Annotated in this window: 16 protein-coding genes; 12 read left to right on the top strand and 4 right to left on the bottom strand. The window is 43.2% G+C overall.

From position 1 onward, the window contains the following. Nucleotides 1-159: 159 nt before the first annotated feature. The 3 genes from OQE68_RS09660 to OQE68_RS09650 all read right to left on the bottom strand — a co-directional run bounded on the left by OQE68_RS09660 (nt 160) and on the right by OQE68_RS09650 (nt 7290). Nucleotides 160-2886 carry a type I secretion C-terminal target domain-containing protein gene (locus OQE68_RS09660; RefSeq protein ID WP_180568879.1) on the bottom strand — a complete coding sequence of 909 codons (2727 nt, stop codon included), beginning with the start codon at nt 2884-2886 and terminating at the stop codon, nt 160-162. A gap of 253 nt (nt 2887-3139) precedes the next feature. Beyond that, nucleotides 3140-4831 carry an Ig-like domain-containing protein gene (locus OQE68_RS09655; RefSeq protein WP_180568878.1) on the bottom strand — a complete coding sequence of 564 codons (1692 nt, stop codon included), beginning with the start codon at nt 4829-4831 and terminating at the stop codon, nt 3140-3142. Nucleotides 4832-5040: 209 nt separating this feature from the next. After that, the gene (locus tag OQE68_RS09650; protein WP_180568877.1) at nt 5041-7290 is read right to left on the bottom strand and encodes a primosomal protein N'; all 2250 of its coding nucleotides are present in this window, start codon (nt 7288-7290) and stop codon (nt 5041-5043) included. A 287-nt stretch (nt 7291-7577) separates the two neighbouring features. Here OQE68_RS09650 and rpmE point away from each other — a divergent pair, with 287 nt between their 5' ends. The 4 genes from rpmE (at nt 7578) to OQE68_RS09630 (ending at nt 11436) form a co-directional block, all read left to right on the top strand. Continuing rightward, a complete protein-coding gene (rpmE, locus tag OQE68_RS09645) occupies nt 7578-7793 on the top strand; it encodes a 50S ribosomal protein L31 (protein WP_180568876.1) in 216 nt (71 codons plus the stop codon). A gap of 136 nt (nt 7794-7929) precedes the next feature. After that, nucleotides 7930-8598, top strand: coding sequence for a thermonuclease family protein (locus OQE68_RS09640; protein WP_266195877.1), 669 nt, complete (start codon nt 7930-7932; stop codon nt 8596-8598). Between the two features lie 39 nt (nt 8599-8637). Beyond that, nucleotides 8638-10074 (top strand): M48 family metalloprotease, encoded by a 1437-nt coding sequence (locus tag OQE68_RS09635; protein ID WP_180568874.1) that lies wholly within the window; start codon nt 8638-8640, stop codon nt 10072-10074. Nucleotides 10075-10170: 96 nt separating this feature from the next. Beyond that, nucleotides 10171-11436, top strand: coding sequence for a malic enzyme-like NAD(P)-binding protein (locus tag OQE68_RS09630; protein ID WP_180568873.1), 1266 nt, complete (start codon nt 10171-10173; stop codon nt 11434-11436). A 227-nt stretch (nt 11437-11663) separates the two neighbouring features. Here OQE68_RS09630 and OQE68_RS09625 read toward each other — a convergent pair whose 3' ends face one another. After that, entirely contained in the window at nt 11664-14009 is a 2346-nt protein-coding gene (locus OQE68_RS09625; RefSeq protein WP_180568872.1) for a penicillin-binding protein 1A, read from the bottom strand. Between the two features lie 185 nt (nt 14010-14194). Between OQE68_RS09625 and OQE68_RS09620 the strand changes: the two genes are divergently transcribed. The 8 genes from OQE68_RS09620 (at nt 14195) to OQE68_RS09585 (ending at nt 22768) form a co-directional block, all read left to right on the top strand. Continuing rightward, a complete protein-coding gene (locus OQE68_RS09620) occupies nt 14195-15256 on the top strand; it encodes a pilus assembly protein PilM (protein WP_180568871.1) in 1062 nt (353 codons plus the stop codon). Beyond that, the gene (locus OQE68_RS09615) at nt 15256-15834 is read left to right on the top strand and encodes a PilN domain-containing protein (protein WP_180568870.1); all 579 of its coding nucleotides are present in this window, start codon (nt 15256-15258) and stop codon (nt 15832-15834) included. Before OQE68_RS09620 ends, OQE68_RS09615 begins: the two co-directional genes overlap by 1 nt. Then, on the top strand, nt 15831-16442 hold the full coding sequence (locus OQE68_RS09610; RefSeq protein ID WP_180568869.1) for a type IV pilus inner membrane component PilO: 612 nt from the start codon (nt 15831-15833) through the stop codon (nt 16440-16442). Before OQE68_RS09615 ends, OQE68_RS09610 begins: the two co-directional genes overlap by 4 nt. A gap of 15 nt (nt 16443-16457) precedes the next feature. Beyond that, nucleotides 16458-16991, top strand: coding sequence for a pilus assembly protein PilP (locus OQE68_RS09605; RefSeq protein WP_255490878.1), 534 nt, complete (start codon nt 16458-16460; stop codon nt 16989-16991). A gap of 308 nt (nt 16992-17299) precedes the next feature. Next, nucleotides 17300-19471, top strand: coding sequence for a type IV pilus secretin PilQ (locus tag OQE68_RS09600; RefSeq protein WP_180568868.1), 2172 nt, complete (start codon nt 17300-17302; stop codon nt 19469-19471). 15 nt (nt 19472-19486) lie between these two features. Then, entirely contained in the window at nt 19487-20020 is a 534-nt protein-coding gene (gene aroK, locus OQE68_RS09595) for a shikimate kinase AroK (RefSeq protein WP_180568867.1), read from the top strand. Nucleotides 20021-20051: 31 nt separating this feature from the next. Then, nucleotides 20052-21122, top strand: coding sequence for a 3-dehydroquinate synthase (aroB, locus tag OQE68_RS09590; protein ID WP_180568866.1), 1071 nt, complete (start codon nt 20052-20054; stop codon nt 21120-21122). A gap of 32 nt (nt 21123-21154) precedes the next feature. Then, entirely contained in the window at nt 21155-22768 is a 1614-nt protein-coding gene (locus OQE68_RS09585; RefSeq protein ID WP_180568865.1) for an SPOR domain-containing protein, read from the top strand. Nucleotides 22769-22993 lie beyond the last annotated feature (225 nt).

Here is a 22993-nt window from a genome sequence, read left to right as displayed (position 1 = left end):
AATACTAAAGATGGTAGATGTGGGGTAATAGGTATTCTGTAGCGGCGACAGGGATGTCGCTTCAAGAGCGGAGGAAGAATAGCCTGTTATTCCATATCATACATTGAGTTTATTATCTGTTATCGTCTCTCTTTAATATGGTGTTGGCAGCGAAGGATATTAGTCTGTAATTAAACTTCCATCGCTAATTAAATTAGAAATAATTGTACTGCTATTGCTGGTACCATAATGGGTGGTTAAATCGACATTATCGAGCACAATTTTCTGCGTGACTTGGCCATTACCAGTATGAGCTACATCTATTGTTGTATCGCCACCAGATGCACTAACAGTAAGGAATTGATCTAAAGTGCCTTGAGTTTCTCCTACTAATAAATCCTGTAAATGTAGTACATCGTTTTCAGCAATATTAAAATCCATAATGGTATCAGTGGTAGGTGAAGCAACTGTGCCTTGGTCATTTACATTCCAATCAAATGTGTCAGCACCTGTGCCGCCTGTCATGGTGTCAGTACCAGAGCCGCCAATAATTAAATCATCACTGCCACCACCAGAAAGGATATCGTTACCACCTAAGCCAGAAATATAGTCACCTGCGGCAGTGCCAGTTAAATTATCATTCCCTCCTGTTGGTTGGGCAACGGTATTTCCAGTGATTGAGTCAATTAAATAGCTGGAACCTAAAGGCCCGCCATCTTGTAATTTTGCTGTGAATTGTAATTGGTCAAAACCGCCGCCAATCGCGACATTAAAATTACCTTGGTGGCCGTTACTAGCTGTAAAATCCCCTTGTCCTACTAGCACTCCATCTTTATAAGCATCCCAATGACCTATTTCATCTTTACTAGCATGTAGTCTTGCATAGCTGACAGTGGCATCAGCCATATCCTGGTCAAAATCGATAGTTACAACTTCTGATTTATTCCAGGTGGTGTCATAGCCAATTTCTTCCACTTTAGTATTGCTTTCATTTCCAGATGTAGAGGCATCAACACCAAACCCTTGATTACTAAAAGTATCAAGAGAGCCAGCTTCAAGAACGCCAGTAGATGAATTTATTTTTTGTCCTGTTACCTGAAAACCTTGGTTTGTTGTCGTGTAATTATTTACATCAACTGTTATATTGCTGCTTTGCGAGGCTGGGTTAGTGCCTGTAATAGTATTTAAAATATCAATATCCATTTGTGCACTGTTACTACTCCAATTGTTACCATCACTGACTTGATAATTAAAAATTGCAGATTGGCTGCCAGAAATTCCAGAAGCAGGCTGGTAAGTTAATAAATTATTATTTATATCACTAAGTGAAATTTCATCATTTATTGATACGGTAGAACCGTTTAATAATAATTGCCCCGAAGCAGGTAAACTTGTAATTTTTACAGAGGCTAATGAACTCCCTGCATCAACATCGGTAAATTTAAAATTACCGGCTGAAAATGTATAAGTCGTATCTTCAATTGCCGTAACTGTATTATTCGCTGTGGTAGGAGCCTCATTTACATCGGTAATATTAATTGTAACCTGAGCTGTTGTTTGATTGCCGGCTAAATCAGTTGTTTTAACATTGTGCTGAACGCTATTAGCACCTGCTTCATAATTTAATAAATCTGCTGCTGCGCCAGCTGCGGTTAAGGTAATTGCACCAGTATTTGCGTCAATTTGAAAATATCCATCACTACTGGTTTGAGTATCATTGGAAAAACTATAACTTAATGTGGTTGCATCAGTACCATTGGCTGTACCAACAGCTGTACCTGAAGCACTATTTTCTGTAAGGCTAAATACTGCATTATTAAAGGTTGGATTTGTCGTATCAATTGTTACTGGTAAACCGCTGGATAAGGCACTGACATTGCCGGCGGCATCGGTGGCACGGGCGGTGATGGTGTAATTACCATCGGCCAGGGTCGTACCAGTGTGATCAACGCTCCAGTTCCCCGAACCATCCGCACTAGTGGTACCGATGGAGACGCCATCAATAAACACTTCCACGGAGCTATTTGCTTCAGCCGTGCCGCTAAAGACGAGGGTGTTATCTGAGGTAGTCTCACCACCACTGTTTATGCTACTCATAGCGGGTTTATTGGGGGGGGTGGCATCTACTTGAGCTGGGGGGGCTGCTTCTTCAGTGTTGTTAGTTATGGTGTTGCTATCACTTTCGCTGACTTGGCTGTCGCCATTAAAACGGATATCAGTAGAGTTATTATCAGGCGTTGGTGCCTGAGGAGGGGGAGTTTTAGCGTTGTTTGCATTAGCATCATCTGCTGGTGCTTGGTTATCAACAGTAAGGTTGTTTACTGTTAATGTGGGTGAGTTGTTGGCTATTAATCCAGTCAGGCTAGGGTTTGTTTGAGTCTCAGCTTGGTTTGGTGAGGGTTGAATAATGAGGCTGAAGGTTTCTAAGACAGGTGAAACTGTAGCATAACCACTAGTAAAACCAGCGCCAGAAATGGTTTCTGAATCATCTCGGTAAATCACAGGGCTTGCTATTTCTTCTGCTGTTCTTTCCTCGACATTAACTGATGGAGCAAAGTCTGTTATTGATAGCTTGTTAAGAAAAAAGCTTGAAAAGATTACTGGCTGATTAGCTTCTGCAAACTCAACTTTACTGTTTTCAGTTGTGACATTATGGGAATAGTCACGAGCTGATGAAGAGGTAGTGTTTTGATTAAGCTCAAACAGGTTGCCAAGTCTGAGATTTTCCCCTGTATGCTGAGAGGGCTTATCGATGACTTCTGGGTGGCCAAATTTTTCTTCAATATTACCCTTAGAATAAACTTGGCTGCTTCGCATTAGTTGGCTGCCCGCTAGCAGTAAAGCATTGGCGGTAGCCTCTTCTGAAAGACTTTTAGTAAAGTCGGTCGGCTGGTTTTGAGCGGCCATTGTTATTCCTTTGTAATGACCACACCTTGCTAGGCACTAAAATATCACTCTGGATATAGCCTCTAACATCGCAAGTGCTTCGTGGGTGTTATTATTTTTAACACTTATTGAGATTTATAAGCAGAGTGTATTTTGGTTGCTCGAATGATAGAAGCACTTAGTTAGACTATCTTGCGATAACATTATGAGGTAAAGGCGTGCAAGGGCAGCTTGGCTAACAAGATGCCCTTTTTACTATAATTGAAATATACAGCTAGCCATGTACAACAGTTTGTTCATGATTTTCTAAGAGGCTGTCCAGCAAAATATTATTGTAAGCTCCAAACTGTAGCTCATTACTATGAGATTGGTCATTACTCGCAGTTGAGGGTAGCTCAGTTTGTAGGTTAGTTGCTGGTATTAGCTGAGTAACACTGGCTGACTCATGATCAATTAACACGTCTTGTAAGTCGAGTGGCTCTGGTTGACTAAGACTGATAATCATAGCCTCGTATTCAGACTGAAGGTTTGATAATAGGCTGTATTCATGACTATTCGTTGCATTTGGCTCACTGGACGATGTTAGTAGACTGTCATCTTCAATCAAGAAGCTAGAGAAGTCATTCCAAGCTGTTACAATCTCAAAAGGCACCTCATAAGGCATTGCAGTGCTATTACCCGCTTTATCAAAGCTGGTTAATGTTAGAGTGTAACTACCATCTGCTAAGTTGATATGGGTGTTATCAAAGCGCCAGTCACCTAGTTCATTGGTAGTTGTTGTGCCAATGCTAATGTCATCTATATATAGCTCGACTATTGTGTCTGGTTCTGCTTTGCCACTAAAAATCAGCTTACCATCATCAATAAAACCATCAGATGCACCATTACCATTTGAACCTTGAATATCCCAAAGCTCGGGTTCTAGTTCTGGGTCAGAAGTATCAATCAAGATAGGGAAGTCTTTAGATTCAGGGCTTTTAATACCATGCTCATTAGTACTTTGTGCAGTAATAATGTAATTACCATCAGGTAAGACAGTATCAGTATGGTTAAATACCCATTCGCCTTTGCTGTTTGAAATGGTAAAGCCGACACTAATCCCATCAATAAATACTTCAATAACGCAGTTAGCGGCTGAATTACCAAAGAAATAAAGTGTGTTGTCTGAAGTTATGCCATCAGCATCACTAAAGCCTGTGTCCATTGAAATATGAGTAACTTCTGGAGTGATAACAGCGGGTAAATCTGGCTCAGGCTCTGCGGGTTCTGGCTGTGGTTTAGGCTTCTCAGCTGTAGGAAGCTCTGGATCAGGAGTTGGTGGTTCAGGCTCAGTTATTGGTGGTTCAGGTTGTGGCTTAGGTTTTTCAGCAACAGGAGGAGGTTCTGGACTAGGTTTTGGCTCAGGTATTTGTGTGGGGGCGATGATCACTACTGGAGTAACAAAGGTGGCTGGTGTAGTAAAGCTCGACTCAGGAGAGGCCAACTTTAGACCAACATCTTCAGTTTGTTCAGGTGTCTTGAATTCGTAAGAAAGAGAGGTTGTTTCAAAACCATTATTGGCAATAGTGTTGTTGCCATCACGAAATATTAAAGCCAGTTCTTTAGTGCCTTCAGATAAGGTTGTTTGCCGGATTGGATGATAACCAATGGCCTGGGTGGGGGGCAGTATTTGGCTAGGGTCAGCCCCAGCACTAATCAGTTGTTGGATGTTTAGATAAGAGACTGTACTGGTAGCAGGTAGTAGAGCTACAGAGTTAGGAGTAAAACTGTTGCTGTCAGCCTCTTCAAGCGTGCTGTCTGCAGCGGTTGTGCGGCTAGTATGGAATAGAGAAGAGCCTGTTCCAGAAGTGGTTAGTGTTTTGCCGTTTTGGGGTAGTGCCTGTAGGCTAGTGCCGTCACTATTTTGCTGAAGAATCTGAGCTGAGTAACGAGCAATGTTACTGGCAACTATATTTAGCATACCCATTGTTAAATCCTCCATGACTTTACTTAAAGCCGTCCTTATTCGGCTTGTACTGGGCGGGCTTATGTCTTGTCGTTATGTTTAACATTAGTGCTGTTTATATAGGTTGCCAGGTAAGTTAGTCTAAACTGTGAGCTGGTTTGCGTAAGGGGTAGCTTGTTTTGAATGTGAGTCACACTTTGGTGGCCTTATTTGCTTAAAGCCGTGCGTAACTACCCCATATCTTGAGGGTCAACATCTACTGACCAGCGCACTTGACGACTTAGCTTGTTGTTCTCTAGACACTGGATAAGCATATGAGTCAGCTGATGAAGCGGCTGGCGTTGACGGGCATGTAAAACCAGTTGATAACGAAACCGCCCCTGTCGTTTTTCCATTGGGGCAGGTAGTGGTCCAAGCACTTCAACACTGCTAAGCAAAGAGGCTGTTACTTCAGTTTGTTGAACCTCTTGGCAGGCTTCATTTAGTAAAGCTTCAGCTTTTTGCTGGTGGGGAGATTCGGCTCTTAGCAAAACCATATAGCCAAAAGGAGGCAGTGAAAGTCCTTGTCTTTCCTTGAGTAGCGACTGGGTCAGCTCGCCATAAAGTCCAGCTTGAAGCCGTTGTAGCATCTTGTGGTCTGGCTGGTGGGTTTGAATAATGACTTCACCTTCAGTTGCCGCTCTGCCAGCACGCCCTGCTACCTGAGTAAGCAGTTGTGCCAGTTTTTCTACACCACGGAAATCGGCACTGAATAGGCCGCTATCTGCATCAACTACTACGACCAAGCTGACTTTAGGAAAGTGGTGGCCCTTAGCGAGCATTTGGGTGCCCAGCAAAATGGCCGGCTTTTCTTGATGGATTTTTTCCAGTAGCTCCTGCATGGCGTTTTTACGCTGGGTGGTATCACGGTCAATTCGAACAAGCTCAGTTTCTGGAAACCACTGGCTAAGTGTTGCCTCGCAGCGCTCTGTTCCAGTACCGACTGGGTGAAGGCTATTTTGCTGGCATTGTGGGCAGAGCGTTGGAATGCTTTCCTCTATACCGCAGTGGTGGCAGCGTAACAAAGGTGGATAGCGGTGTAGGGTTAAGTGGGCATCGCAATGGCTACAGTCTGATAGCCAGCCACACTCGTGACAAATAAGGGTGGGAGCGAAACCGCGTCGGTTGATGAAAACTAATACCTGGTTGCCTTTGGTTAAGTGGCTGGCAATCAACGGTTGTAGGTCTAGGGCCAGCCCATCAGACAGTGGTTTGCCTTTCAGGTCCAGCATATTGATGGCAGGTGGTTTGGCATCTCCAGCACGATCAGGTAGCTCCAGCTTTTGATAGCGCCCCATTGCAGCATTATAGAGTGACTCTAATGCTGGGGTGGCAGAGCCCAGTACTATAGGTGTTTGTAATTGGTTTGCTCGATAAACTGCCACATCACGGGCAGAGTAGCGTAGGTTATCTTGTTGCTTGAATGAGCCGTCGTGCTCTTCATCAATGATAATGACACCAGGCTTAGCTAGTGGTGTAAAAATAGCGGAACGAGTACCTATGACGATACCAGCTTGCCCTGAAGCCGCTGCTTGCCAGGCTTGCCAACGCTCTAAATCCGTTAAATTAGAGTGCAGGGTGGCAATAGGAACGCTGAACCTGGCTTGAAACCGTTGTAAAGTTTGCGGGGTTAAACCTATTTCAGGAATGAGCACCAAAGCTTGTCGCTTTTGTTTTAAGCAAGCTTCAATGATTTGTAAATAAACCTCTGTTTTTCCGCTGCCAGTCACTCCTTGTAACAAGAAACAGCAGAACTGCCCTAACAGCTGGCTCACTTTAGTTACCGCTTGTTGCTGCGCTGGATTAAGAGAGAGAGCAGGTTGTCGTAGTAGACTGTTTGGCCATGGTTTGGCAGTCGCTGGCTCGCGAGCTTCGACTGCTATAATTAGCTGTTTTTGTCTAAGGCCTTGGATTATGTGACTAGCGATGCCAAGCCCTTTTAGCCCGGCTAGTGTCAGGCCCGATGGATGCTCTAATAAGGCTTTGTAGGCTGCCAATTGTTTAGGCGCGCGGGACAGCGCAATGGTCTGATCTTGGTCAGCTGCAGCGGCGCTATATTTTGTAGCAGTGCCGTAGCCAGCGGTTTTCCCTTGCCTTAGCACGGCGGGAAGGGCAACTTGTAGGGTTTCTCCTAAGCTGTGGTGGTAATACTTTGCAGTCCACTGGCACAACTTGAGTAGCTCTGGTGGTATCAATGGTTGCTCATCAATTAACTCTAATACTGGCTTGAGTTTGTTGGCTGGCCAGTCTGACTGATGGGTGGTACTGATGAGTACGCCAATTAGCTGCCGGTTACCAAAACTGACTTTTACCCGAATCCCAGGCTGTAGTGGTTGGCCGTTCCAGCGATGAGGGGTGTGATAGTCAAATAAGCGCCGAAAAGGAACGGGCAAAGCAACTTGTAAATATGTGGTTGGGGCCTGAGAGTCGGGTTGGCTCATTGAGTAGATGGCTTAAGGCTGGAAAGTAAATATCTTTACATCGAAAAGTGATTCTTGATAGGCGTATCTTGACAGAAGTTGCTACGTGAGCCAATGCTTGGATACCGTTGCTTAAAAGTTAGATATGCCCTTTAAGTGCATTGCTTGCTTATTTAGTGCACTCTGGTAAGATGCGCGGTCTGATTTAAAAGGCCTATACGGCAGAATTTTCGTGCGGTGCTTGACGGTCAGTCAAATAATCAATGGCAGCTGATCAAGTAGCGGTACAATCCCTTGAGGAATAGTCCATGAAAGCTGATATTCATCCAACTTATGAAGAAATTACTGCAACTTGCAGCTGTGGTAATGAAATCAAAACTCGCTCTACTCTTTGTAAAGATATTCACCTAGACGTTTGCTCTGCATGCCACCCTTTCTATACTGGTAAGCAGAAAGTGTTAGACTCTGGTGGTCGTATTGAGCGTTTCAATAAGCGTTTCTCTGTGCGTGGTCTTAAAAAATAAAACTGTGCACTTCAGCTTAAAAAAGGCGCTACTGGTTAGCGCCTTTTTTATTGCCCAATTTTTTTACTCCTCCTATGGATGGACAAAGGGTAACTGCTTTCTTTCAGGTCCTTGGCAATCGGCAACATTGGCTAAAGTGCTAGATGGTGACACGCTGCTACTGAAATCGGGCGATAAAGTCAGGCTGATTGGTGTGAATACACCAGAACAAGCTACCGAAATACATCAAGCTGAGCCGTTTGCCATGCAGGCAACTCAAGCGACAAAAACTTTTTTTAATAATCAGCCTATGATTAAGCTGAAACTTGGTAAAGAGCCTAAAGATCACTATGGGCGAATCCTAGCTTATGTGGCTCGATCTGATGGAATGCTGCTTAGTGAATATCTGGTTGCTCATGGGCTGGCATTTTATCTGGCGATTCCTCCTAACCTTGATTTACTCGTTTGTTTGATGGCAACAGAGCAGCAAGCCAGACGCCAGCAAACAGGCTTATGGAAGCGCTACCGACCTACTACAGCTCAAACTATTAAGCAGGCGGGGTTTAGCTTGGTTACTGGTAAGGTGGAAAAAATCAGTCAGGCTGCTAATGGTGTATGGATTGATTTGGCTGGGAAGCTAGCACTGTTTATTCCTAAAAATAATCTGAAGTACTTCAGTAGAAGTGCATTTGATCAGATTAATGGTCGACTGGTAGAAGTGAGAGGTTGGTTAATTGATCGTCGTGCTGGTGGGCGTAAACTAAAAAAGGGAAGAAAACGTTGGATGATGAAAATTTCTCACCCTGCATCGATCATATTTAAATAAAGGGTACCTCTAATAAACACTGTGGTAGGGATCTCTGTCATGTCTCGATTGTTGGCGATTGCTTTTGTTTTATTGGCATCCTTGATGACTGGTTGTGCGGTTAATCCTGCAACGGGTAGTCGTGACTTTGTGTTGATGTCGGAAAGTGAAGAAGTTTCTACAGGGCGTCGTCATGCAAACCAAATTAGCAAGCAACTACCAATTTATTCTGATAAAAAGTTACAAGCCTATGTGCAAAGGGTTGGTCAGCGAATAGTGGCAAGAAGTCACCGACCAAATTTAGCCTACCAATTTACAGTTATCGACACGCCAGACATCAACGCATTTGCCTTACCAGGTGGATATATATACATCCATCGTGGGCTGATGGCTTATCTGAACTCTGAAGCTGATCTAGCTGCTGTACTTGCCCATGAAGTAGGGCATGTAACTGCCAGGCACAGTGTTCGTCAGCACAGTGCAAGCATGGCTACTGGCATTCTTGGGCAGGTTGTGGCTGTTTACACGGGTGTAAGAGTGGCTGGTGATCTCACTAGCTTGTTAGGTACCGCAGTGGTGAGAGGCTATGGTCGAGAGCATGAATTGGAAGCTGATCGGCTAGGGGCGCAATATCTGGCTAGCGCAAACTATAATCCTCAGGCAATGATTAATGTGATTGGAGTATTAAAAGATCAGTCTACATTTTCTGCCAGTAAAGCACGGGCCGAAGGTCGTGAACCTGTTTCATATCATGGTGTTTTCTCAACTCATCCCAGGCATGATGAACGTTTACAGCAGGTGATTAATAGTGCACCACAAGTGTCTGGCGATAGTGGTCGTGATCGTTACTTGCGAGCAATTAATGGTATGGCATTTGGTGATAGTACACAGGCAGGTGTTAGGGTAGGGCGAGACTTTTTGCATAAGCCAATGGATTTGAAAATTACCTTTCCCAAAGGCTGGAAGATTCAAAACAACCCAGATAGTGTTGTGGCTATATCACCTAATGAGCAGGCCATACTGGCCATGAAATTACTCCCAATCAAAAATCAAATGCAACCAGTGGAGTATGTGCGCGACCTTATTGGCAGTGACCAGATGCTGGGAGGGCACGACATTCAAAAAACACGAATAAGGGGCTACTCTGCAATTGCTAGGTCAGGCTTTCAAGGGCAGTTAAAACGCGTAGCGATTATTTATTACAAAGGCAAAGTATTTTTACTAGTAGGGGCGACTAAGCAAAGCCGCTATTTTTCAACCTATGATCCACATATGCTGGAAACTATACATAGTTTTCAGGTTCTTCCGAGAAAGGATTATAAAAAAGCAGAGGGTTTAAGGATCAGGCTAACTCGCGCCCGGCGTGGTGAAACCATTGCAAGGTTAGCTAAACGTAGTGCATTAAAAGAGTATGCTGTTGAGCAGCTCAGACTGCTAAATCATTACTATCCTAGTGGTGAGCCAAAAGCAGGTGAGTGGCTGAAAATAGTGCAGTAGTTTTGCAGCAGCCTAATTGCGGAAGTTACCAGCTTGTTAGGCCCCCCCCTTTTTTATATGCTTCTTCTCACAAAATAAACAACCGGAATCATCGCCATGTCTGAGGATATGAAAAAAGCCGCTCTCGATTACCATGCCTACCCTAAACCAGGAAAAATCAGCGTTGAATTAACCACCGCAGCAGAAACTTCTCGTGACCTTTCCTTGGCTTACAGCCCAGGTGTAGCTGAACCTGTGCGTGAAATTGCCAAAGACCCAGAAAATGCCTACAAATATACAGCAAAAGGTAACCTTGTTGCTGTCATTAGTAATGGCTCAGCAATTTTGGGTTTGGGTAATTTAGGTGCATTGGCCAGTAAGCCTGTAATGGAAGGCAAGAGCCTTTTATTTAAAAAATTTGCGGGTGTTAACTCAATTGATATCGAGGTGGATTCTGAAAGTCCTCAGGCATTTATCGATACAGTTAAACGAATTGCCGACACCTTTGGTGGAATTAACTTAGAAGACATCAAAGCACCTGAATGTTTCGAAATTGAAAAAGCACTTATTGAAACCTGTAATGTGCCAATTTTCCATGACGACCAACATGGTACTGCTATCGTGACAGCAGCGGGTATGCTGAATGCCTTGGAAATTGCTGGTAAAACCATTGAAGAAGCAAAAATGGTTTGTCTAGGAGCTGGCGCTGCTGCAATTGCATGCTCTAAATTATTAATCAGCTGTGGCATGAAGCCAGAAAATATCCTGATGCTGGATCGTAAGGGTGTTATCCACAGCAACCGTGATGATTTAAATCAGTATAAAGCTGCTTTTGCTAATGATACTGATAAGCGAACTTTAGATGATGCCATTGAAGGTGCGGATGTATTTCTTGGCTTATCTGGTCCTGACCTACTAAAACCAGAGCAGTTGGCTAAAATGGCTGATAGCCCGGTTGTATTTGCATGTTCTAACCCTGACCCAGAAATTAAGCCAGAATTAGCTAAGCAAACTCGCTCTGATGTCATTATGGCAACGGGTCGTTCTGATTATCCTAACCAAGTAAATAACGTACTTGGCTTCCCATTTATCTTCCGTGGTGCACTAGATGTGCGCGCTACGGTGATTAATGAAGAGATGAAAGTAGCTGCAGTTCATGCCATTAAAGATTTAGCTAAGCAACCTATACCAGAGGAAGTGATCAAGGCTTATGGTGGTGAGCAAATGACTTATGGCCGTGAGTATATTATTCCTAAACCAATGGACTCTCGATTGTTGGGTGAAGTGGCTGGTGCAGTAGCAAAGGCAGCAGTAGATTCTGGTGTTGCCAAAACACCTTACCCTGAGCATTACCCATTAAAAAGCATTGCTGACATTAAATAATTTGTAGTGTAGCTATTGCTCATAATAAAAAAGCCTCCAGATTGGAGGCTTTTTTATGTGTAACATTTTCTCTTCTTACATATTTTGGGTATCTCTAAAAATAGTAATTTTTTTAGGAGAGCAAGGCAGCACCGCATGGAAGGCCGCAGTGTATTAAGAAATACATGAGGACCTGAGTACGGAGCTAACGCAGCTATCATGTAAAAAGTGCATTTTTAGAGGTGCCCTTAAAAGATATCTTCGGTTTTCAGTGCTCCTTCATCATCCAGCCCAGGCAGCTCACTGGATGGGTCGTACTTAGGCGCAAGCTCCGTTCTGAAAATCTCGAAAATCGTATCATGGGCGCTGGCTTGGGTGGGTTTGCCTGTATTTGCATTAATTTTGACTTTGACTAGTCCATCAGGCTGTTTCAAAGGGTGCTCAGGCTTACCTGCTAGTGCTAGCCCCATGTATTTGATCCAGATGGGTAATGCGGCTGTACCTCCAAACTCGCGGCGACCTAAAGTAGAGGGCTGGTCATAACCCACCCAAACGGTTGTGGTCAGGTCACTGTTAAAGCCAGAAAACCAGGCGTCAACCTGATCGTTGGTAGTGCCTGTTTTACCTGCAATATCAGAACGCTTCAGTACTAACGCGCGACGCCCCGTGCCCCGTTTAATTACATCTTGCAGCATGGTGTAGAGAATGTAATTGGCTCGTTCATCCATGATACGAGGAGCAGGTTTAAATGCTTCACCTTCCTCAACTGAGCCTGCTAAATAAGGCTGGGCCTGATAAACGGTTTGGCCTAGGTGCTCAATGTGGTCAATAAAGTAAGGTTCAACTCGGTAACCACCATTGGCTAAGCTGGCGTAACCTTTAGCTAGGTCAATTGGAGTCATTGCGCCACTACCTAATGACAGAGAAAGGTCTCGAGGGAGAGCTTCTGGGTCAAAACCAAACTTATCAACATAAGAAAGCATTTTATTAATACCCAATGCTTGTAGTAGTCGAATTGAGACCAGGTTACGAGATTGGTAAAGGGCTTTACGCAAACGAGTTGGACCAAGAAACTTGCCACTGGAATTTTTGGGGCGCCAGGCTTTATTGGTGCTTGTGTTGTTGTAGATAATTGGCGCATCGTTAACAGTGCTTGCTGCTGTGTAGCCATTTTCCAAAGCTGCACTATACAGGAATGGTTTAAAGTTAGAGCCTGGTTGCCGAGAGGCTTGAGTAGCACGGTTAAATTTGCTGAGATTAAAATCGAATCCACCAACTATGGCTGTTACTGCTGCATCTGTTGGTCGTAGTGAAACCAGTGCCCCTTGAACTTTGGGAATTTGAGCTAAATAGAGGGTTTCATCAACCTGAATAGTTCGTATTAAATCACCCACAGCAAGAATATCAGCTGCTTTTTGGGGGGCTGGACCTAAGCTGTTGACCGTTTTATGAAGGCGTGCCCACTTTATCCCATCCCAGTTTAAGGTTTGCTCTCCTTTTTCAGTGAGAACGGTGGCTGTTTTTTTATCAAGACTAGTGACAATGGCAGGTACCAGGCGACCAATAGTAGACACCTTCTTGAGTGCTTGTTGCCACTTTTTCAGGTCAAAGCCAGCCTCAGGAGGCATTTGTTTTTCTGGACCACGATAACCATGGCGCCATTCGTACTCAACAAGACCATCCTGTAGCGATTGGGTTGCCATTTCTTGGTTACTGCTGTTAATAGTCGTATACACTGAGTAACCATCTGTGTAAGCGTTGGGGCCATAACGGTCGACCATAGCCTTTCTAACCATTTCAGCAAGGTAAGGTGAATTAAGCTCAATAGTCAGGCCATGGTATTTGGCAATGACAGATGTTTCTTTTGCTTGGTTGTACTGCTGCTCATCAATAAAGCCCAACTCATTCATACGGTGTAATATCCAGTTGCGCCTTTCTAAGGCTCGGTCTGGATTAACAATGGGGTTATATTTAGAGGGAGCTTTAGGCAGCCCTGCAATCATTGCTATTTCTGCTAGGTTTAGTTCATCTAGGCTTTTTCCATAATAGACCTGCGCTGCTGCTGCTACACCATAGGCACGGTTACCTAAATAAATTTTATTTAGGTAAAGCTCCAAAATTTCTTCTTTAGGTAGCTCTCGCTCAATTTGCAGTGCTAATAAAATCTCATTGAACTTTCGGGAAAAGACTCGCTCGCGGCTAAGGAAGAAGTTTCTTGCCACTTGCATGGTGATCGTGCTTCCTCCCGTCCTGATAGAGCCGCTTTGCAATAGCTGAACTGCAGCCCTAGCGAGCCCCTTGGGGTCGACTCCATGATGTGAATAAAAGCGATTATCTTCTGCTGCAACAAAAGCTTTAATCATAAGTTCTGGCAGCTCGCTATACTTGATAGGGGTTCGACGCTTTTCACCAAACTCAGCAATGAGTTTCTGGTCAGCAGAATAAACTCGCAGAGGTGTTTGTAATTTAACCTCTCGTAAAGCTTCCACATCCGGCAGACCAGGGCTAAGGTATAAGAAAGCGCTCGCTAAAATGAGGAATGTGCCACATATTGAAAGAAAAGTAGCCCATAGTAAAAATCTGATAAATGTCACAACTTTCCTCTAGATCCTACGAAATTGAATGGCTATGCGTAAACATGGGTGATTGTGCCGCGATTTACTGATCATTATAAGGACTTTTTTAGCATTTCACAGAATTGCGGAATCACTGCTACTGTTATTTAATGTAGAAAAGTAACTTTCATTTGTAAGTACCCGGTGCTGATAGGAAATTGGCTGTGATTGGAATGCTAAAAAAGAAAACTCCAACAGTCCTTGGTATCGACATAAGTTCAACCTCGGTCAAGCTAATTCAGTTGAGCAGGTCTGGCAGCCGATACAAAGTAGAAGCGTATGCAGTGGAGCCACTGCCCGATAATGCTGTCGTTGAGAAAAATATCAATGAAATCGAGACGGTAGGGGATGTCATTGCTAAAGCGTTTAAAAAATCTCGAAGCGGCTGCAAAGATGTTGCAGTGGCTGTTGCTGGCTCGGCAGTTATCACCAAAGTGATTGAGATGGATGGTAACCTCAGTGAAGACGAGATGGAAACCCAAATAACGGTAGAGGCTGATCAGTACATCCCATACCCGTTGGATGAGGTGTCTATCGACTTTGAGGTTGTTGGCCCTGCTGAGCGTAACCCTGAAATGGTTGAGGTGCTGTTAGCTGCCTGTCGAAAAGAAAATGTCGATATGCGTGAAGCAGTGCTTTCTCATGCAGGACTAGCGGCTAAAGTAGTTGATGTGGAAGCCTATGCCATGGAGCGCGCCTTTGAACTGCTTGAGTCGCAACTGAAAGAGGTGGATGAGCCAACAGCCGCTGTTGTTGATATTGGCGCTACCATGACCACTTTAAGTGTGCTGAATAATGGTAAAACTATCTATACTCGGGAGCAGCTATTTGGTGGCAAACAGCTAACAGAAGAAATTCAGCGCCGTTATGGGTTGTCATTTCAAGATGCTGGGCTATCGAAAAAGCAGGGTGGTTTACCTGATGATTATGAGCCTGAAGTGCTGAAACCTTTTATGGATGCTGTGGTGCAACAGGTATCTCGATCGCTTCAGTTCTTCTTTTCTTCCAGCCAGTTTAATGATGTGGACTATATTATTTTGGCAGGGGGTACAGCTTGTATTCCAGGTTTGGCTGCTATGGTGCAGGAGAAAATCGGTACTAAAACAGTTGTTGCCAATCCTTTTGCTGACATGTCGCTGGCAAGGTCAGTTAACTCGGCAGCATTGATGAATGATGCCCCTTCACTCATGATTTCTTGCGGTCTGGCAATGAGGAGTTTCGACTAATGGCTCGGATAAACCTCCTTCCATGGCGGGAAGAGTTGCGCGAGGAGCGCAAAAAGCAATTTTTGATGGTTTTGCTGGGAACAGCAGTAGTAGCTGGTATCACGATTTTTTTAGGTGATATGCAAATTAATGGCGCCATTAATTATCAGCAGAGCAGAAATGAATTTATGAAAAAAGAAATTGCTGCTCTTGATAAAAAAATTGTGGAAATAAAAGAGTTAAAGAAAAAACGGGAAGAACTACTGGAAAGGATGAAAGTTATTCAGGATCTGCAAGGTAACCGGCCAATAATTGTAAGAGTGTTTGATGAGTTGGTTAAGTCTGTTCCTGATGGTGTTTACTTTACGTCCCTGGAAATGAAGAAAAACCAGCTGTTGGTTAATGGCTTTGCTGAGTCTAACAACCGAGTTTCCAATCTAATGCGAGACTTTGATAACTCTAAGTGGTTTACCAGTCCAAACCTTACTTCGGTAAAAGCTGCAGATAAAAGTGACCTGGCTAATCAGTTTGTATTGACTGTTAACCAGACGACCCCTAAAGCCCTTCAGGAACAAATGAAGAAGGAGCAGGAACAATGAGCTTTGCTGACTCCCTAAAACAGCTGAATGAGCTGGATCCTGAGAATATAGGATCATGGCCGGCTTTTGCAAAAGCGTTTGTTGTGGTGATTCTTTTTGTAGCTGCAGTAGGGGCTGGCTATTATTTTCATTTAAGCGACTTAAAAAAACGTTATGACACGGTTCAAGGAGAGGAAAATACCTTAAAAGAACAATTTCGTCATAAAGCATTTCAAGCTGCTAACCTTGATGCATACAAAGCACAAATGGTTGAAATGGAAAAAACCTTCGGTGCATTGGTGAAACAATTGCCCAGTGATACAGAAGTGCCGGGCTTGTTAGAAGACATAAGTCGTGCAGGTTTGGGTAGTGGACTATATTTTAATTCAATACAGTTGCAGCCTGAAAAAGCTCAAGAGTTTTATGTTGAACTGCCGATTAATATTAGTGTGCGCGGCAACTACCACGATTTAGGTAATTTCGTTAGCTCCGTGGCCAGTTTACCAAGGATTGTCACCTTACATGATTTCAGTATTAAGCCTTCTGCAGATAATGTTGAAATTTTGAATATGGAAATAGTGGCCAAGACTTATCGCTATCATGATAAGTCTGGGGATGCAAGCCAATAGGAGACGAGGCACGAGATGAGCAAACCAATGCATGTGAAATTGATTGCCTTGAGCGCCCTATGTGTTTTGGCTGGCTGCTCTCCCAGTGGCCAGTTTGCTGATTTAGAGCAGTACATTGAAAAGGTGCAAGGGGAGCCTAAAGGGCAGATTCCACCACTTCCTAAATTTAGCACGTATGAGGCTTTTGCCTATAGCGCTTCTGGCCTACGCAGTCCTTTCCTGCCTCCGGTAAAAATTGATATTGCTAAAGAGGAGCAGGAAGAGTCAACCGTTAAACCAGACCCAAACCGCCAGAAGGAGTATTTGGAAAACTTTGGTATTGAGTCATTTGAGATGGTTGGCACGATGAGTAATGGTGCTCGGTTTTTAGGGCTGGTTAAAGGCGGCGATGGTATTCATAAGGTAGAAGTGGGTAATTACCTTGGTCGTAACCATGGTAAAATCATTGATATTAGTGAGACAAAAATCAGTGTGATTGAAATTGTTCCCACAGGAAAAGACCGGTGGGTCGAAAGGCCAAGAGAAATAGAATTAAAAGAAGGTGGCTAATCGGCGCAAAATTAACTATATCGTTTATAGGGGTGAACAGGGTAACTCTGTATTGGCAACCTAAAGCGATAAAAAAGAAACTGTAAAATAATAAAATTTCTTGCTAGTAAGTAAATAAATGCCTTTCGATTTATCTATAAATTGACAGTAATTGTTTCGGTTTTAGCTAGCAAACGAGCTGTGGCCGTTTAGGTGTTTTGGCTGTAGCGTAACTATTTATCCGGGCTCTAGGAAAATTGTTGGTATTTCCTGACTAAGAGCATTTAAGACTCAATGAATCTGACAAAAACAACAACTGGTGGGTAGGTATGAGCACCAAACTGATAAAAAGTGCGGGAATTTCGCTGTTGGCTGCAGTGTTTAGTATTGACTCGCTGCAAGCGCTTGCCGCAACCATTAAGGACCTGGAAGTGGCTTCTCTACCTGGCGAAAAGGTGGAATTAAAACTGGAGTTTGATGGTGATGTACCAAAACCTAGGGGTTACACGATTGAAAAGCCTGCCCGGATTTCAATTGATTTGCCAGGCACTAATAGTGCTTTGCCAAATAAATATAATGAAATTGGTTTTGGCAGTGCTAAAAGTTTGACAATTCTGGAAGCAAAAGACAGAACTCGTCTTATTGTTAATTTGGCAAAACCTTCAAAATACACCACCCGTATTGAAGGTAATAGCCTTTATATTTTAATTGGCTCTGATGTGTCGGGTGCCGTAGCAACAGCAGCCAGTCAGCAGCCTAGTGAGTCTGCAGGCTCAAGGTCAAGCGCAACTACCCGGTCTTTGACTCAAGCAACAACTGCGAGAAGTAAGCCTAAGCAAGACTACAATAGAAAAGCTATTACCAATGTTGATTTTGAGCGTGGCGAAAGTGGAGAAGGTAATGTGGTTATTACCTTATCTAACCCAAATGTGCCACTCGATATGTCAGAAGAAGCAGGGCGGATTCGCTTAGAATTTGCAGGCACTGAGTTGCCTACCGAGCTACGCAACCGCCTGGATGTAGTTGACTTTGCTACGCCAGTTCACTTTATTAATGTAACAAAAGAGCGTAGTGGTGCAGTTATTGTAGTGGAACCAGAAGGGTTCTATGACTATCTTGCTTACCAAACTGATAATACTCTGACCATTAGTGTTAAGCCATTAAAAGAGCAAGAAGTTGAAAAAAGAAGACGTGACCGGTTTGTTTATACCGGAGAAAAACTATCGCTTAACTTCCAGAATATTGATGTCAGAAGTGTGCTGCAGTTAATTGCTGATTTTACTGATCTTAACCTGGTTGCTAGTGATACAGTTACAGGCGATATTACTTTAAGGTTGCAAAATGTGCCCTGGGATCAAGCTTTAGACCTAGTGCTAAAAGCCAAAGGACTAGATAAACGTAAAATAGGTAATGTCTTAATGGTGGCGCCAGCTGATGAAATTGCTGCCAGAGAGAAACAAGAGCTGGAAAATGATAAACAAATTGAAGAACTAGCGCCAACCTTCACTGATTTAGTGCAAATTAATTATGCTGATTCTGCTGAAATTGCTGCAGTATTGCAAGGTGGTGCCGAAGGGGATGTTGGTCTGTTGAGTGAGCGTGGTACGGTCCAGGTAGTGGAAAGAACCAATAGCTTATTAATTCAGGATACCCGCAAAAAACTGGATGAAATTATTGAGCTGGTTGAGAAAATAGATATCCCTGTTAAGCAAGTGCAAATTGAGGCGCGTATTGTTGAAGCGAGTGATGAAGCCAAGGAAGCTTTAGGCGTAGAGTGGGGTGGAATTCTTTTTGACAATAAAGGTAAGTGGGATGTCCAGGGTAATGATAAAACCAGTACTGGTGGTATGCAATTTAAAAGACCGACAACTAGAGTAAAAGCTGATGGAACCATTGAAGAAAGTGAGGATGAGGATACTTTATTCACTGATTTAGGGGTTGAAGCGTTTACCTCCAACTTGAATATTGGATTTAGTTCAAGCCATGCTGTACTAAGGGCACAGTTGTCAGCTATTCAGTCTGAAGGCAGTGCAGAAGTAATTTCCCAACCAAAAGTATTTACCACAGATAAAAAAGAAGCATTGATTGAAACAGGGACTGAAATTGCCTATCAAGAGGCAAGCTCAAGTGGTGCAACCTCAACTTCTTTCAAAAAAGCAGTGCTTTCATTAAAAGTAACTCCACATGTGACGCCTGATAATCAAATCTTTATGGATATTGTGGTTAATAAAGATAATGTAAACTTACAACTGGGCACTTCAGTGCCAGGTATTGATACTAATGAGCTACAGACTCAAGTACTGGTACCCGATGGTCAAACAGTGGTGATTGGTGGAGTATTTATTCAAGAGTCAGAAAAAGTTGAGTCTAAAGTGCCTTTCTTGGGTGATGTCCCAATAGTAGGCAGACTCTTCAGAAAAGATGTAGTTGAAGATGAGAAAAAAGAACTCCTCATTTTCATTACACCCAAAATCGTTGATAATGCTCTGACGTCGCGATAACCAGTTATGTAATAGATGTCGAAGTACAATATATTTTTAATTGGCCCGATGGGTGCTGGTAAAAGCACCATCGGGCGTTTGCTTTCTAAAGAGCTGAACTTACCATTTAAAGACTCTGACCGAGAGATAGAAGCCCGATCAGGTGCTGATATCCCCTGGATCTTTGATGTTGAAGGTGAGGAGGGCTTTCGGCTGCGGGAAACAGGCATGCTGCAGGATTTAGTGTTAGATGAACGGGTAGTGCTAGCCACTGGTGGTGGAGCAGTGCTTCGTCAAGAGAACCGTCAGTTGTTGACTACCTATGGTACAGTGGTATATCTGGAAACCAGTGTTGAACAACAGTTGGAGCGTACTTCTCGAGATAAACGCCGACCGTTACTGCAGCAAGCTGATCCAAGATTGGTTTTAACCGAGTTGCTGTCTATCAGGGGGCCAATCTATGAGTCACTAGCTGATATCACCATTCATACTGATGGTAAGTCCCCCCGTGGGGTGGTAAGTGAGATTATGGAAGCGCTGGACCAGCTGAATCTGAATAGAGCTCAGTAATTTATCAACCTTTAAAACGCAGTAAATCAAGATGGAAAAGTTAATTGTCGATTTAGCTGAAAGAAGTTACCCCATATATATAGGCCAACAATTAATTGACCAGCTTGAGTACTATCAGCCCCATATTGACGGCCAGCAAGTCTTAATTGTCACGAACGATACCGTAGCACCTTTATACCTTGAGCAAGTTAAGCAAACTTTAGCTGATCACTATCAAGTGGCTGAAGTGATTTTGCCTGATGGCGAGCAGTACAAAAACTTAGTAACTGTCGAAAAAGTCTATGATGCTTTACTAACCAATAAATTCAATCGTACTGTGACGCTAGTTGCTTTAGGTGGAGGGGTTATTGGAGATATCACAGGCTTTGCAGCTGCTACCTATCAGCGAGGGGTTAACTTTATCCAAGTGCCAACAACTCTTCTTGCTCAAGTAGACTCTTCTGTTGGCGGCAAAACGGGGGTGAATCATCCGCAGGGTAAAAACATGATTGGTGCTTTTTATCAGCCCAAATGTGTTATTGCTGATACAACCACCTTAAACACTCTTCCAAGTCGAGAGTTGTCAGCAGGTATTGCGGAGGTGATTAAGTATGGTCTAATTTCCGATAAGCCTTTTTTTGATTGGTTGACAGAAAATATTGACTCACTGGTTAGCAGAAACTCTGATAATTTAAGTTATGCCATTTTGCGCTCTTGTGAAAATAAGGCTTGGGTTGTTGCTCAAGATGAAAAAGAAGGTGGTATTCGCGCTATTTTAAATTTAGGTCATACTTTTGGCCATGCCATTGAGAATTATATGGGCTACGGCAAGTGGCTGCATGGCGAAGCTGTGGCAGCAGGTATGGTGCAAGCGGCTGACTTATCCTGTCGGATTGGCTGGATTGCTGCGTCGGAAGTATTGGAAATTCAGTCATTGTTAAAACAGGCTAACTTACCAATCAAGCCACCAAAGGAAATGTCTTGTAATGATTATTTAGAGCTAATGGCGGTGGATAAAAAAGTTATTGATGGTCAGCTTCGTTTAGTATTGTTAGAGTCAATAGGCAAGGCCATTGTGACTGCTGATTTTGATCGACAATTGTTGCTTGATACTCTTAGCTAATTGTGTGCAGATAGTTAGGTCTACGTTATTTTGTGATAGATGATTTTCAGCAGCACCTACAGCAGGCAAAAAGTCTGCTAGCAAAATATAACAGTCCATTTTTTTGGAATGGTGCTGAACGAGGGCGTGCTGTTGAGCAGATAAGTCACCTGGTCAGTTTTAGTCAGCTGTTGCTGTTGATAGCTGGTCCTACTGGTAGTGGTAAAACTACTATTCTTCAACAGGCCAACCAGGTGCTTCAGGAGCAGTGTCGTAGCTGTTTAATCACTGCAACGCCGATGATGAATGCCAGCCAGTTATTTTCTCAATTATGGAAAAAACTGGTTGATCAAACCCAACCTGTTAGTGTTAAAACTCCTGAAGCCCTGCTTTTTGCTGTTAGAGATGTTTTATTGACGGAGCAGCAGGCCGTTGTATTGATAGATGATGCCTTATTACTTGATGTAGATGCATTACGCCTGTTAATAGTGTTAGCAATTAAAGCCAGTGAGCATAGTTTACCTATTCATTTTATTATTACAGGCAGTGAAGCATTAGCTAACAAATTACAGCAATGCAATCAATTAGCTCAGACCGACCTGTTGTATACCATTCACTTAAATCAATTAACCCTGGAAGAAACCGCTGATTATTTGCATCAGTACTTAAAACTAACAGCTACTGGTGATGTAAAGGAACTTACGACAACTGACTTAGACAAAATCCATAAGCAGGCACAAGGTAACTTTAGCAAGCTGAATATGCTTGCCGATGAGGTATTAGCACGCAAAATGGATATCAGTGAGCCAACTAAGTTGGGGCTACCAAAAGGGCATGTCTATGCTATTGGTGTAGTGGCAGGTACTTTATTAATATTGCTGTTAGTAAATTCGCTGTTTTTTTCCGAAACAGCAGAACAAACTCAACCTAAAGCAGAAACCAATAGCAAAACCACAACAATTGAAGTGCCGCTTTGGGACGAGGAGGCTGCCGTTACAACACCAGAGTTACCTGTGGTTGAGACTGAATTAACTACTGAAACAGCTGAATCTATTGAAAGTGAAGCAACCCGCACAGTTATTACCATAGAAAAACCCTTAGCGGATTCAAATGACCAGAAGCCAGCTGTTGTAGAGGAAAAGCCGCTTAATGATGAACAGAAGCAAGTAAATAAAGTTGACTCAAGTACCCAGCAAAAGCAGTCTGAATCTATTGCTAGTACCCATCTTGCGTCTGATCAAAAAACAGCACCTGAAAAGCAACCAGTAGCACCGAAGGCTGATAAATCACAACCAAAACCACAGGTTAAGCAAGCCAAGCAGCCAGTTAAGCCTCCAGCAAAAGTGGCTAAGAAAAAGCCTCCCGCTTTTTTTGCTGATGAAAACTGGTACTTAAGGCAGCCTAAATCAAGTTATGTACTACAAGTGTTAGGTGTTAGCTCAAGTCGGGGGGCTAAAGCATTTATTAAGCAACACTGGGCTGCTGGCAAGTTAAAGTACTTTCAGACTTATTATAAAGGCAAACCTTGGTATGTGGTGACTATTGGCTTGTATCCTAATCGTGATACCGCACTAACAGCCTCTCGCCAATTACCACCAGAGCTTAGACAGCAAAAACCCTGGGCTAGAAGTATTGCGAGTGTTCAGGCCGATATCCGGAAAAACTAATAAGCTGTTATTCAAAGCGGTTTTTGCTCTTCAGCTACAATAGGCTGTTGAAGTTGAATGTACCTTCACTATCCTGTAACCCAATCCACGTTGCCTGCTTATTAATCAACTGGCTTTTAAAACGCAGTAAGTAGATAAGAACAAGTGGGTTTTAACTAAAAGACTTACTTGAAGGCTTGGTATGCTCTGATTGACTAAGGGGTAGATAGCGATTTCTTCTTGGTA

The organism is Spartinivicinus marinus (genome assembly GCF_026309355.1).
Lineage (GTDB): Bacteria > Pseudomonadota > Gammaproteobacteria > Pseudomonadales > Zooshikellaceae > Spartinivicinus > Spartinivicinus marinus.
This window is presented reverse-complemented; position numbering and strand designations above follow the sequence as displayed.

Coding starts and splice junctions, on each gene's coding strand:
- OQE68_RS09660 (WP_180568879.1), bottom strand. CDS start 2,886: ATGGCCGCTCAAAACCAGCCGACCGACTTTACTAAAAGTCTTTCAGAA.
- OQE68_RS09655 (WP_180568878.1), bottom strand. CDS start 4,831: ATGGGTATGCTAAATATAGTTGCCAGTAACATTGCTCGTTACTCAGCT.
- OQE68_RS09650 (WP_180568877.1), bottom strand. CDS start 7,290: ATGAGCCAACCCGACTCTCAGGCCCCAACCACATATTTACAAGTTGCT.
- rpmE (WP_180568876.1), top strand. CDS start 7,578: ATGAAAGCTGATATTCATCCAACTTATGAAGAAATTACTGCAACTTGC.
- OQE68_RS09635 (WP_180568874.1), top strand. CDS start 8,638: ATGTCTCGATTGTTGGCGATTGCTTTTGTTTTATTGGCATCCTTGATG.
- OQE68_RS09630 (WP_180568873.1), top strand. CDS start 10,171: ATGTCTGAGGATATGAAAAAAGCCGCTCTCGATTACCATGCCTACCCT.
- OQE68_RS09615 (WP_180568870.1), top strand. CDS start 15,256: ATGGCTCGGATAAACCTCCTTCCATGGCGGGAAGAGTTGCGCGAGGAG.
- OQE68_RS09610 (WP_180568869.1), top strand. CDS start 15,831: ATGAGCTTTGCTGACTCCCTAAAACAGCTGAATGAGCTGGATCCTGAG.
- OQE68_RS09605 (WP_255490878.1), top strand. CDS start 16,458: ATGAGCAAACCAATGCATGTGAAATTGATTGCCTTGAGCGCCCTATGT.
- OQE68_RS09600 (WP_180568868.1), top strand. CDS start 17,300: ATGAGCACCAAACTGATAAAAAGTGCGGGAATTTCGCTGTTGGCTGCA.
- aroK (WP_180568867.1), top strand. CDS start 19,487: ATGTCGAAGTACAATATATTTTTAATTGGCCCGATGGGTGCTGGTAAA.
- aroB (WP_180568866.1), top strand. CDS start 20,052: ATGGAAAAGTTAATTGTCGATTTAGCTGAAAGAAGTTACCCCATATAT.